General features: G+C 60.0%; 12 protein-coding genes and 1 tRNA gene. 4 read left to right on the top strand and 9 right to left on the bottom strand.

The features are described 5' to 3' along the window. Positions 1–464: 464 nt before the first annotated feature. From CFE428DRAFT_RS28680 to CFE428DRAFT_RS28670, 3 genes are all read right to left on the bottom strand, one after another. Positions 465–1,214, bottom strand: coding sequence for a LamG domain-containing protein (locus CFE428DRAFT_RS28680; protein ID WP_006983218.1), 750 nt, complete (start codon positions 1,212–1,214; stop codon positions 465–467). A 101-nt stretch (positions 1,215–1,315) separates the two neighbouring features. After that, on the bottom strand, positions 1,316–3,682 hold the full coding sequence (locus tag CFE428DRAFT_RS28675; protein WP_006983217.1) for an alpha/beta hydrolase family protein: 2,367 nt from the start codon (positions 3,680–3,682) through the stop codon (positions 1,316–1,318). A gap of 265 nt (positions 3,683–3,947) precedes the next feature. Beyond that, the gene (locus CFE428DRAFT_RS28670) at positions 3,948–5,042 is read right to left on the bottom strand and encodes a beta-propeller fold lactonase family protein (protein WP_006983216.1); all 1,095 of its coding nucleotides are present in this window, start codon (positions 5,040–5,042) and stop codon (positions 3,948–3,950) included. A gap of 193 nt (positions 5,043–5,235) precedes the next feature. Between CFE428DRAFT_RS28670 and CFE428DRAFT_RS28665 the strand changes: the two genes are divergently transcribed. Then, positions 5,236–5,868, top strand: a complete 633-nt coding sequence (locus tag CFE428DRAFT_RS28665) for a hypothetical protein (RefSeq protein ID WP_006983215.1) — start codon at positions 5,236–5,238, stop codon at positions 5,866–5,868. 78 nt (positions 5,869–5,946) lie between these two features. Here the strand turns inward: CFE428DRAFT_RS28665 and CFE428DRAFT_RS40660 are convergent, their stop codons facing one another. Then, complete coding sequence (locus CFE428DRAFT_RS40660) at positions 5,947–6,693, bottom strand: sulfatase-like hydrolase/transferase (protein ID WP_202797524.1); 747 nt, start codon at positions 6,691–6,693, stop codon at positions 5,947–5,949. Beyond that, positions 6,693–7,490, bottom strand: a complete 798-nt coding sequence (locus CFE428DRAFT_RS39300) for a sulfatase-like hydrolase/transferase (protein ID WP_006983213.1) — start codon at positions 7,488–7,490, stop codon at positions 6,693–6,695. Before CFE428DRAFT_RS39300 ends, CFE428DRAFT_RS40660 begins: the two co-directional genes overlap by 1 nt. Before the next feature lie 280 nt (positions 7,491–7,770). On the opposite strand from CFE428DRAFT_RS39300, the gene CFE428DRAFT_RS34670 reads away from it, so the two are divergent. Continuing rightward, the gene (locus tag CFE428DRAFT_RS34670) at positions 7,771–8,181 is read left to right on the top strand and encodes a type II secretion system protein (protein ID WP_006983212.1); all 411 of its coding nucleotides are present in this window, start codon (positions 7,771–7,773) and stop codon (positions 8,179–8,181) included. 234 nt (positions 8,182–8,415) lie between these two features. On the opposite strand, the gene CFE428DRAFT_RS28650 is transcribed toward CFE428DRAFT_RS34670, so the two are convergent. Beyond that, the gene (locus CFE428DRAFT_RS28650) at positions 8,416–8,850 is read right to left on the bottom strand and encodes a hypothetical protein (protein ID WP_006983211.1); all 435 of its coding nucleotides are present in this window, start codon (positions 8,848–8,850) and stop codon (positions 8,416–8,418) included. A gap of 652 nt (positions 8,851–9,502) precedes the next feature. Between CFE428DRAFT_RS28650 and CFE428DRAFT_RS28640 the strand changes: the two genes are divergently transcribed. Together CFE428DRAFT_RS28640 and CFE428DRAFT_RS28635 are read left to right on the top strand one after the other, a co-directional pair. Further along, positions 9,503–9,576: transfer RNA gene (locus CFE428DRAFT_RS28640), tRNA-Pro, on the top strand. Positions 9,577–9,656: 80 nt separating this feature from the next. Further along, positions 9,657–9,866 carry a hypothetical protein gene (locus CFE428DRAFT_RS28635; protein WP_006983209.1) on the top strand — a complete coding sequence of 70 codons (210 nt, stop codon included), beginning with the start codon at positions 9,657–9,659 and terminating at the stop codon, positions 9,864–9,866. Between the two features lie 73 nt (positions 9,867–9,939). On the opposite strand, the gene CFE428DRAFT_RS28630 is transcribed toward CFE428DRAFT_RS28635, so the two are convergent. From CFE428DRAFT_RS28630 to CFE428DRAFT_RS34660, 3 genes are read right to left on the bottom strand one after another with little or no spacing between them, the layout of a single operon-like run. Beyond that, positions 9,940–10,758 carry a c-type cytochrome gene (locus CFE428DRAFT_RS28630; RefSeq protein WP_006983208.1) on the bottom strand — a complete coding sequence of 273 codons (819 nt, stop codon included), beginning with the start codon at positions 10,756–10,758 and terminating at the stop codon, positions 9,940–9,942. Positions 10,759–10,773: 15 nt separating this feature from the next. Continuing rightward, positions 10,774–11,067, bottom strand: coding sequence for a hypothetical protein (locus CFE428DRAFT_RS34665; RefSeq protein WP_006983207.1), 294 nt, complete (start codon positions 11,065–11,067; stop codon positions 10,774–10,776). Beyond that, entirely contained in the window at positions 11,064–11,735 is a 672-nt protein-coding gene (locus CFE428DRAFT_RS34660) for a hypothetical protein (RefSeq protein WP_006983206.1), read from the bottom strand. The genes CFE428DRAFT_RS34665 and CFE428DRAFT_RS34660 overlap by 4 nt, the downstream gene beginning before the upstream one ends. Positions 11,736–12,077: the final 342 nt, after the last annotated feature.

Raw genomic sequence — 12,077 nt, 5'->3', positions numbered from 1 at the left:
ACACGGCACGCCTCTCTCAACCCGGCGCACCCCAAACCAAGAAATTTTTAAACGCAGAGGCCCCAGCGCGGCGAAGCCGCAACCAAAGAATTTTTAAACGCAGAGGCCGCAGAGGCGCAGAGAAGAAGTGTCGAGGGGCAGGTGGAGTAAAACCGCGAATGAACGCGAATAGGGCGGCAAACGCAGTTTTCTATTCGCGTTTATTCGTGTCCATTCGCGGTTAAAAAATTTCCGCAAGCTGCGGACACTTTTCGGGTTAGCACTGCAGAGACGCAGAGAAGGAACCAAAGAGAACCGCGAATGGACGCCAATGAACGCGAATAAGGCGGCAAACGCGACTTTCTAGTCGCGTTGATTCGCGTCCATTCGCGGTTTTTCAGCCCCCTGCGCCTCTACACTTCTTCTCTGCGCCTCTGCGGCCTCTGCGTTTAACTCCTTTGGCGGCATTTGCCGCGTGGCGCGCTTCACTTCGGCGCTGTTGTATTCAGCGCTGGCGGAAGGGTCAGTTTGTTCTTCGCCCAATCCGGATTTGCCGTCGCCTCCCAAATGCGCAGGTGCCGCACCGCGCCCTCCACACCGGAGACAAACATCACGCTGCGCTTCTGCTCCCCGATGAGCGGGTGCTCGCCGGTCAGGCTCTTCCCATTCAACGTGCCGACCATTTCGTCGCCGAGAATCTCAAACGTGACCTTCTGCCATTCATCGAGCGGGATCGGCGTCTTCAGCGCGCCGAGCGGCACGGCGACGTCCGGCCCAGCGTGGTCGTTGTCGTCCTTCTGAATGCGCATCCCGGTTTCGTTCAGGAGAATGCTGCAGACGTAATCCTTGTTGTCCGTGGTGCGGATGGCGAAGGAGCGGCTCTTGCGTCCGTCGAGCGGCACGTTGTGCATGCGCACTTCGCAACTGATGACCACGTCCTTGAAATCAAACCCGATCGACGCCGTGGCCGGGTGATGCATCTCCGGATTCTCCGTTCCCCGGAACAGGCCGTCGACCACCTCCCAGTGCCCGCCTCGCGGCACCACATTGCAGCGCCAGCCTTTGAATCCACTGGCAAACGCTGCCGTGCTGCCTTCGGGCGGCGGGAGCGGTTTGGTGAAGTCTTCACTCACCAGCAGCTTGCCAGGCTTGGTCATGAGCGTCGCGGGCAGATCCTCGGCGCGGACGCTGATGGCAAGGACGGCAGTCAAAAGGAGTGGGAGAGCGGATTTCATGGGATTGAATTCTTAATCTTAATCGTAGTCCTAATCTTAATCTCAATCCCATCTCTGAAGAGTAAGATTAAGATTAGGATTAAGATCGAGGACCATCCGCCTTACCGCTTCTCCTCCGGCCAGTTCAGATACTTGTGCAGGAACTCAAACGTCCCCTGCCCATGGATCGTGTGGCCGCCGTTGAAGAACTCGATCGCGGTGCGATCGCCGAGGCCGAATTGATCATAGAACCAGCGCGTCTTGGCAAACTCCGAAGCGACCCACGGATCCGGCGCGACCTGGTCGTGATGGCCACGCTCAGCCATGAACGGCCGGGGGAACATGAGATAGGTGAGCTCCGCGTAGCTGAAGGTATTGCCCATGTTGAAGTAGGGCATCTCCCACTCGTCGGTAAACATGAAGCTGTGTTTGTCATCGGTCGAAGCCACCTTGCGCGGCCAGTCGTTGAAATCGCCCGAGCAGATCGACAGGCAATAGCCCTCCAGCACCGTCGGGATGCGCACCGCCGATTCGCCGCCATAGCTGAGTCCGTAAAAGCCGATACGCTTTGCATCCACAAAGGGCAGCGACCCGAGCCAGTTCAGCCATTGCTGATGATGCCGGATGATGACCGAGAACATCGACAACCCGATGGTGTTGCCCTTGCGCGAGAGCGTCCGGTAATACGCTTCCTTCTGATACAAATTGTGCGGCGCAAAGGTGATGAATCCTTGTTCCGCTAGGCGCGCGGCGAAGTTGCGATACGCCGGTTTGTCGCCCGCGATGGTATCCTGCGGGATGCCATGCCGTCCGTGCTGACAGACCACGACCGGCCGTTGTTCGCCGGGCTTCAAGTCCTTCGGCACGCACAGGATGCCCCAGGCGAAACCTTCGCCACCGACATCGACCACGACCTCGTATCCCGTCCACTTCGGCTCATCGTAAATCTTGCGTGTGCGCGGATTCGGCGGCGGTAGCGTTTCATCGATCTTGCCGATAACGTCCCGCCAAAACACATCGCGCATCTTCGCGGTAATCGGCAACGGCCGCTCGGGTGAGAAAGGCTCGAACCCGTAGGCCAGCGTCCAGGCTTCGTTTTGATATTCGGGCAATAGCTGCGAGAGCCACAGGCGATCGCGCACCCATCCGGAGTGACGGACCAATCCCTGCACGTGGGCCTCGAGTTCCTTCACCTGTCGCAGTTGCCGCGCCGCCGGATCGAAACCTTGGCGCTGATCGTGGGGCATTTCTTTGGAGAGCTGCATCCAATCCACCGGCGCGCCCAACATTTTGACCAATCCCCCCAGGGCGGAATCGGAACCCATGGTCTTCACCGCCCGTCCCTCGGTGCCGGAGACCAATCGGCGCGGCTGAGTCTCAGGGGGAACGAGCTCCTTGATTCGCAGGTATTCGGCCTCCACTTCTTTCGCGGATGGAGTGGTGAGCTTGCCCGGGGCGGCACAGTTTTTTATCCCCGCTTGCGCCGGCGGCGGACCATCCACGGCCGGCTCGGCGCTGTATTCCACTACCAGGCCGCGCGGCGCGATGAGCGCGGCGATCTCGGCATCGCCAAATTCCTTCAGCAGTCCCCACACGTTGCGATAGATCGGCTCTTCCCAAGTCTGCTGCCGCGACTTGAAATAGCCGCTGACCATCGTGGCCTTGATGAGTTCCCCGCCCTGCCCGACCGATGCGGCGCTATAGAAGGCAACGAGGCCGCCCTCGCCATAGCCCACTGCTCCCACCGGTACTCCCTGCGCACTCGCCCATTTTGCCGCGGCGAGGACCTTGGCTACTTCGTAGCCGATGATGTGCTCGCCCATCATGAACGCCTGGCGGTAGATCCATTCGCGATGCGGCTCGTTCGTCTTCGCGTCGATCCATGGGGTATTGGAGCCCGCATCGCTGCGATCGATCAACATCGGCACGATGACGCCGAAACCATTTTCTGCGAGACGCCGGGCGAACTGCGATTCCGGCGGTACGCCCGCGGCGAGACCGCAGAGCTGCTCGGGCGTCTGATCCGCGTCCGGCAGAGCGATGATGTAGGCGCGCGGTTTTTCGCGCGGCACGAGCAGGAGCCCTTCCGCGTGGATGTCTTCGGTCGCCTGCCAACGCACCTGCCACACGCGATAGCGCGGCGTTTCCGCGACCAGCCCGGGCGAGGCGTCCTGGCTGAACGCCGCCGGACTCGCATCGTCCCCGAACCGCTCCATCTGCACGGGTTCCTTGATTGGAGGCACGTTCAATAGCTTCCGAAAATCGGCCCGCAGTGAATCGTTCACGGCGTGCAGCGGCCAGTATTTCGCCCGCTGCGCCGCGGAGTCTTCGATGCGCTTGTCCATGTCGCGCAGGGCGGCCTCGTGCATCTTGGCTGAGAGATCGCCGGTCCAGGTGAGTGGTGGCGTGCCGGGGAGCGTGACGATGTCGTCGGCCAGGGCGGCGAACGCGAAGACGAACAGTCCGGAAAGGAGAACGGAGAGTTTCATGGGAGGGACGGGAAGGTTGCCGGGCGGGCAGCGCGGCGGCGACTGCAAAAATAGAGCGGATTTAAAACGCAGAACCGCAGCCAAACGGTTTCCGATTGAGGAGGAGAGGAATCACGCATGGACGCGAACGGGCAAGAATAGAGGAGGACGATGACTGCGTTTTCCTATGCGCGTCCCTTCGCGGCTTTTTAGCCCAGCCCCTCTTCACTTCTTCTCTGCGCCTCTGCGGCCTCTGCGTTAAAAAATTCTTTGGTCGGGGGGCCACCTACGGCACGCGCCCCAGGCCGAACTGGTCGCCATTGCGCACCGGTTGTCCATTCGCAAAATCGATCTCCAGCAATTTCTCGCTGGCCACGTGATGGCCTTGCTCATCCTCGAGTGTGGTGAGGACGCGATGGGTGGCGACGTCGGCGACTTCGCCACTCGAGGGATACGCGTATTTTCCATCGATGCTGAAGGTGATCCAACCGGGATCGTCGCGGACCTCGATGCTGCCGAGTTGTTTCGGCGGCATGACGGTGGCGTCGAAATAATGCATGCGCTGGTTGTGCCCATCGCAGACCCAGAGCTCCCGTTCATCCGGCGTGAGGCCGATGCCGTGGCTCGGACAGCCGTGCCGTTTCACCAGACCCATGGAAAAGCCCTGCACCTCCACGCGATACAGTTTCTTGCCCGTGACGAGATCGCCGATTTCAAAGCCGAGCAATCCATTGATATTCACGAAGCAGAGTGTGCCTTTGCCATTCACCGTGTAGGGACGAATGGCAGAGGCGAATGGCCCGACTTCATTCACAATTTCGCGCGTCGCAGTATCGACGACCCGTAGAAGCGGCGAATGCAGGCCCGCGAGGTAGGCGTGCCGGCCCGTGGCGTCGACGATGGTGTTGTGCGCGCCGGCGTTCGGCGTATCGAGATGCTTGACGATGTCGCCGGTGGCTGCGTCGACGACGTTCCAGAAATCTTTCTCGAACGACGGGAGATAGATGTCCTTGCCATCGGGCGTGATGGACATGCGATCGCAGCCACCCTCGTAGGGCTTTTCCCACAACACTTTGTCCGTGACGAGATCGAGGCAGGAGAGTGTGTGCGTGGTGGAGATGAAAAGCCGCTTCGTGGCTGCATGGGCGCAGATGCCCTTCACGTTGCGCGGCAGGCCTTTTTCATCGAGACCGCCGAAAGGGATGCGGCGGACAAAGCGGTACTCGTGATCCATGTCGAACACGAGCACGCCGTGGCCGCCCCAGGAGAGGTCGTTGCGAATGCCCGGTGTCGCGACGTAGAGCAAATGCGATTCGCCTTCCGCAGCGTGGATGGGAAATGGGGCGAGGGCGCAGAAAAGAAGGAAGAGCAGCAGTTTCATTGTGAGGTGGGGGAAATGATCCCGCGGAGCGGGAACGAAATGCGGAGTGCGGAATGGCAGATGGACGATGGCAGATTGTCGACTCTGACCGCGCACGATGGCAATCGCGCATTCATTCCCACCCCGCGGGATCATTCGTCATTCGTCATTCCCCAATAAATCGCCTCTCCGCGAGTTATCCCCTCACATCCTCATGAAATCCCTCCTCTCCCTCGCCGCTCTGCTCAGCGTTCTCGTCCTGCCGCTCTCGGCCGAGGACGCCAAGCCGCTGCTCAACACTCCCGGCAAAGTGATCAGCGCTCCCGATTTGAAACAACCACTCGGTCCGGAATGGTCCGTGGCCAAAGGCAAATGGGATCCGTCCGACGGCGTGCTCAAGGTCACCAACATTCCCGACGAAAAACACATTCCCGTCCTGCATCTCAAGACTGGCCCGACGCCGCTCATCTGGGAATGCGAATTCAAGTTCAACGACGGCAAATCCTTTCTCGTCGGCTGCGACGCGCAGAAGCACGTCGGCCGCGTGATCATCGCGCCGAAGAGCTTCAGGATCGCCGAGGACTCGACCGAAGTGAAAGGCAAGACCCCGAGTCACACGTTGCAGGAAACCGCCGTGGACTTGAAGCCCGACGCCTGGCACACACTGCGCGTGGAATACGCCGGCGACAAGATGGCCGCCCGCCTCGACGGTCAGGACCTCACCGCCCAGCACGAATATCTCGCCACGCCGAAGGTCCGCTGGTGGTTCGCCGCCGCGGATACCGTGCAGATCCGCAACGTGAAGGTCACGGAAGGCCAGCCGCTGGCTTCCGGTGCGGCTAAATAACTCGCGTCGTCATTTCGACTCAAACCGCGCCATGGTTTCCCAGCCATGGCGCGTTTTCGTTTCACCCTGATTCATTTACTACGGATTGGTAAGATTCGGCGCCCACATTTCCGGGCGCAGCTCGGGTGTTTTGCCATCCGCAGGGAAGGACGCTTTCACCGCTTCGTGCAATTTCGCAGATAGCTCCGCGACCACTGCGGCCTCGCTGGGATCGTCGGCGAGATTGGTAATCTCTTTGGTGTCCGCTTTGTGGTCGTACAACTCGCGGCCTTCCTTGCCTTCGTCCCATTCGGTGTAACGCCAGCGATCGGTGCGAAGACTGTAGCCGAAGAAACGGTGGACATTGTCCCCGACCGAAGGGCTGGCGCCGAAGCGCTTGAAACCGCCACCCCGCACCACTTGCGTGAGCGCCCAGCCGCGGCCCTCGACCGACACATCCTGAAGAGTGGGCGCGAGGTTCTGACCTTGTAAATTGACCGGCGTTTTCACCCCGCAAAGGCCAGCAAGCGTGGGATAAAGATCGATCAACCCGACGGGCGAAACAGCTACGCCGGGCTTCGTGACACCCGGTCCAGCGACGATGAGCGGCACACGCGTGCTTTCCTCAAAAAGACTCTGCTTCTGCCACAAGCCGTGCTCGCCGAGATGATAGCCGTGGTCGCTGGTGAAGACGACGATGGTATTATCGCGCAGACCGAGCCGGTCGAGCGCAGCAAGCACGCGTCCCGTCTGCGCATCCATGAAGCTCACGCTCGCGTAATAGGCCTGCCGCGCCTGGCGGCGAAGATCGTCGGTCAGCTTGTCCTGCTCTTTCTTGTAACTCATCAGAGCCGCCTTCGGCACGTCCTTCTGGTCTTCGACGCGCGCCGGCAAAACCGGTACCTGCTCCTTCGGATACAAATTGAAATACGTCTCGGCGCGACATACGGCGTGTGCGGACGGAAGAAGCCAACCGCGAGAAAGAACGGTCGCTCCGGATGTTTCGCGCAACGCTCGAGGATCCACTCGGCGTCGGCCGCCTCTATGCCGTCGGTATGCTTTTCGTCGGGACTGTCCGACGCATGCCAGCTCAGCGTTCCGCCAAAGCTGCCGGGCGTGAGGCTGTAGATGAGCGGTTCCTCGTCGAGACGATCCACGCCGGCAGGATTGGTCTCCACTTCCCACGATGCCGGATCGTCGTGGCCATTGGTCCCGATGGAAGCCGGCACGTTGTAGTGAAACAGCTTGCCGATGCGTGCGGCGAAATAGCCCTGCTGCCGGAAGGCTTGTGGCAGGCTGACTTGCGAGGGAATCGTCTGCCGGAAAATCTGCGCGTTCGCGAGGATCCCGGTGCTGTTCGGATACAGACCGGTGAGGAAGGAATTGCGGCTCGGTCCGCACAAGGAAAAGGCGCAATAGGCGTGATCGAAACGCACCCCACGTGCGGCCAGCCGGTCGATGTTCGGCGTCTTCATCTCCGGCCGGTCGTAGCAGCCGAGACTGTTGTTCAGATCATCGGCGATGATGAAGAGGACATTCGGGCGCTTCGCATCGGCGGCCCGCAAAATGCCCGGGAAGACGACAGCGATGAGAAAGACCCATAGGGATCGATGGACGTGGCGGAAGACAATGGAGGGAAACATGGGATTGAGGGAAAACAGCGTCCGGAGCCAGGGGGATCACCGTCGGCCCAAGCTCACGGTGGCTTGCTTATACCATCCGCGGAACGGTTTGCGATCCGCAAAACACGCTCATCCGCTTCTCAGCGATGCCGGTTGATCCGCTTCCGAGCAACCGAACCTATCGCCCCGTTGTCAAAATTCGCGTCGATAAAAGGACCAGATGGCAAGGTGAATGCTGTAGTGTAGTACGCTACACAACTCATATCGCGTAACACCACGTAGTTTAAACCAATCCATCGCAATGCATATCCAACTCCATAAACGCCGCGGCGGCTTCACCCTCGTGGAAATTATGATCGTGGTCGCGATCATCGCCCTCCTCGCGGCCATCGCGGTGCCGAACTTCCTGCGCGCCCGCAAGCGTTCGCAGGCCACCCGCATCCTCGAAGACCTTCGCATCATTGACTCCGCGATCGACCAGTACGCCATCGAAAACAACAAGTCCTCCGGCGATACCGTCGGCTGGACCGACATTCAGAAATACCTGAAGAACGGTTCGGTCCTCTACAATTCCGGTGGCACCGACCTCCTTGGCGGCCAATACAGCGGGGGCACCTTCTCGGTCGATAATCTGCCGAAACTCAACTCCACGACCTTCGGCAAGCTGTCCGACGTCGCTCCAAGCGACTTCTGGTCGCCTTTCTATCCCTGATCTCACGGACTTCGATTTCGAAGGGGGTTTGTTGAGCCCGTTTCGCAGTCCGTATCTGCAACGCAGGTCGACATCTGTGGCGCGTGGTTTTGCGCCATCGATCTCCTGACAAACCACAGCTTCGGTTTTCGTGCCCACCCTCTCCGCGGGGGTGGGCATGTTCTTTGAGGGGGACATCGGCTCTGGAAACGCCACCAGCGCCGGCCAACCGCATTCTTCAAACCCAGCGTCCGCTCATCTACGAAACCGGTTCGTGTGTCTGGGCGAAGCCTCAATATCAATCAACATTTCGGGTTCCCCCGGAGCTTCAACCTGCTCAGCCGGCATCGGCGTGGCTTCGGGAGCAGGCTGGGAAACATCTTCCGTGACCGTTTCCTCGAGCAGTTCTCTCAGCCGCCGATTCTCGGCCAGGCTTTGCTCGTATTGGCTTTCCAGCAACTTGATTTGTTTGTCCAGATCCTCGTCCCAGGAATCAACCGGAACGCCCATCTTTTCCAACCGGCTGCGCATGAAAACGAATGCCGTATATTGCCGGTCCATCTGGACCTGCAACGCGCTGACCTTCCCTTCGGCCTGCTGCCGTGCCTCCTGCGCTTCCGCCACTTCCTTCGCCGCGAGTCGGATGGCCTCCAGCAGGGAGTCACGTTCCGAAGTAAATTGCTCGCTCATAGTTTTGGGGAAGATGGCTAAAAAATCGAGCAGTGCTCATGCCACCCTGAGGCACTATCCATGAGCCCGATCCCCCCTAAATGTCCGCCGAGAGGTGTCATCTTTGCCCCTCATCCCCTCCATCGCACACGTGCCGCGGCAGCTTGCTTCGCGGCGCGTTCAGCGAGTTGGGTTCTCAGCCTCCGATTTTCCTCCTGCTTTTGCGCGCAGAGGGCCTGAAGGGATTTGATTCGCTCCTCTTTTTCGGTTCCTTCGGATTGCTCCCCGCTGCCCGGCTTCTCCAGACGGCGCCGCATGGATTCCAGTTTCGCTTCCTGCGCGCGGATCTGGCCCTCGATCGTGGCGACTCTTCCTTCGGCCTCCTTCTGCATTTTCCGCGCGCTGGCGACTTCCTTTTGCCCCAGCTCGAGAGCCTTCCGGAGAGAATCACATTCCGAAGTGAGTTTGTTTTGCATGGGGAAAGCTCCTCAACAATTGCTGTTCAACACAACCCATCGCGAGGAACGTAGCGCCCCTTTTAGCGAATCCCCTCCAGGGTGCCAACGGGAATTCGCCGCTGGCATGGCCCCGATGACGACCTGTCCTTTGCCGGCCTCGGCGGATTTGCTTGCCGCCCGCCGAAATCCCCGGATAGTGATGCCTTCTCGAAAAACGGGGCGTAGCTTAGCTTGGTAGAGCGCTTGGTTTGGGACCAAGAGGTCGCAGGTTCGAATCCTGTCGCCCCGATTTTCGTCGAACTGCGCCGGGCAGGCCTGGGGCGCGCCCGGCGTATCGCGCTTTTGCACCAAGCGTATTACCTTCTTCCCATGAAGACGTTGACGGTCAAGATCCCTTCTCCCCTGTTCGTGGAAATCGCCAGCGCGGCGAAAGCTCGCAAGACATCGAAATCGGTGATCGTGCGCGAGCGGTTGGCGCAAACCGCTCGCCCATCTGCTTCCTTGTGGGATCAGATGGAAGATCTAGTGATCGAAGGCGACGAACTGCCAAAGGATCTTTCGCCAACAAGGAGCATTTAAAGAGCTGTGGCAAAAACCGTTCTGATCGCTCCTGACACCTTGGTGATTCGGGAAATTACTTTCCAGAAACGCTCTATTCTCCCGCCGCGATGAACTCTACCAGGTCGCGGATTTCGCGTTTGCTCAGGATCAAGCCGAAGGCCGGTGGCATGGGGCTGGGGAGCGGGGTGCGCTCGACGATGTCTTCGATGAGCACCTTGCGTTTCTTGCCATCCACCACGGACGTGACGGTGACGTCGTGGGCGTTTTCCTGCTGCATCACGCCGGAGATTTCCTCGCCGCCCTTGAGCTTGAGGAGGGCGCTCGCGTAGCCGGGAGCGATGACCGCATTCGGGAGGATGATGGACTCGAGGATATTCATGCGCTCGGCGGAATGCCGGAGCCAGACGAGTTCCGGCCCGATCTGGCCGCCCTCTCCATTTACCGAGTGGCAGCGGATGCAGCCGGCCTCCGGCTTTTTCGCAAAAATCTGCCGGCCGGCTTCGCCGTCGCCCCCTTTCAAGCACTCGCGAAAGCGGTAGAGCGGATCCCCGGATTGATCGACTTCACCCTGGTGTTTCGCAACCCGGGCTTTGATTTCGAGGTTGCTACGTTTCGCCGCGGCCTCCCACAGTTCCAGCCACAATTCGGCTGGGAGATCGCCCGCCTCGTAACGGTCCAGCTGCTCGAGCAAAACTTTGTCCGCCGCGGAATCCGTCTGATCGCCCAGGCGCACGAGCGCCTTTTGCTGGGCGTGGATCCGACCCTTTTGCAATAGCGCCTCGTCCTCCACAACCGGACGCTTCGGCTCGTGTTCGGCATCCAGAGACGATGCCCACGCTCCGGCACTCGCGCCCCATTGGAAGGCGACGCAGGCCATTCCTGTGGCGATCATTTGGAGCAGGCGGCGCATAGCGGGAACACTACCCTAAGGCGCGCTGCTAGCCACCTTGGCCGGGGCCGTGATCGCAGGATCGCTCGCACGCTCCGCCGTTTTTGCCCGCCAATAGTCGGGTAGATTCGGCTTTGTCTCCCGCAGGATTTCGAGAATTGCCTGCCGATCGCTGGCCGCGATTTTCGCGAACTGCGGATTCGTGTCGCTGCCGGTGAGGATATCGTAGAGTCGCTGCAACAGGTGATCGCGCATCACCGTGGGGAGAGCGTCGAAGGCCGGGGAGTAGATGAGATACGAACACGGGTAGCGGAACATGCGCGTCTTCATGTCGAGGTCGCGCAAGGAGCGTCCTTTCGAATCGCGTTTCGCCTCGGCCAGGAAGTCTTTGACGTATGCGGATCACCGACCAAGGGCGCGGTCAGCGGTGTTTCCTCAGTGAAGAGCAGATAGCGCAGGAAGGCATCCTCCTGACTCTTGAGATAGCGGATGTGCCCATACATCGACATCATGATGCGCGTCTCGTAATTCAGCCGCGTGATGTAGTTATGCATGTGCGTCTGGTGCTCGAGCACCATGAGCGCAACGATGTCACTATGCGGACGCAGATATTTCTGCGGGTCGATGAATTGCGAGAGTTCCGTGAGATTATCCCGAAGGGTCGGCTCGGTCTTGTGCCGCTCAAACGCAGTCACGCCGACGAGATTGCCGAGATGCGTCTGCGCACCGCTTTGGCCGGTGACGTACCATCCGCCCCAGCGATCGGCGATCGGCGTGCATTGGTCGACCTCGCTCGTGTCCGTGCCGCTGATCATGTCACCACTCCCATCGGTTTCCAGCGAGCGCACGAAATGGCCCGGCACGCCGAGCGACCGGCCAGAGACATGGCACTGAATGCAGTCCTGGTTGCGGGTGAAGGTCGGCTTGTCCTGCCGCTCCTGGTCGAGCGAGTAGAAGATCCCGCCGAGCTTCGGATCGACCGCGGAGACTTCCATCATCGGTGCATTTGGGATGTAACCGACGTAGACATCCTCGTCGTAGTAAATCGCGCGCGGGTGCGCGGATGATCGCGTGACGTTGCAGCGAGGTCTGCGAGAAGACGAGCATCTGGGAGGATTTCGGAACTTTCAACGCATCGAGCAGCGCAGGCAGCCAGCCAAATTGATCGTCCCACTTCAGCTTCACTTCGCCGCTGGCAATTTGCGCCTGGAGCTTTGCCACACGATCATTCGGCTTCTGCGCACTGTACGAGATGGGCGGGTCCTCATACGCCAGCGTGTGCGTCGAGCCTTGAAAATCCTCCGCCAGCAGTGGGCCGGCGAGGCCCACTGCGGCGAAGG

This window comes from Chthoniobacter flavus Ellin428 (genome assembly GCF_000173075.1).
Lineage (GTDB): Bacteria > Verrucomicrobiota > Verrucomicrobiia > Chthoniobacterales > Chthoniobacteraceae > Chthoniobacter > Chthoniobacter flavus.
This window is presented reverse-complemented; position numbering and strand designations above follow the sequence as displayed.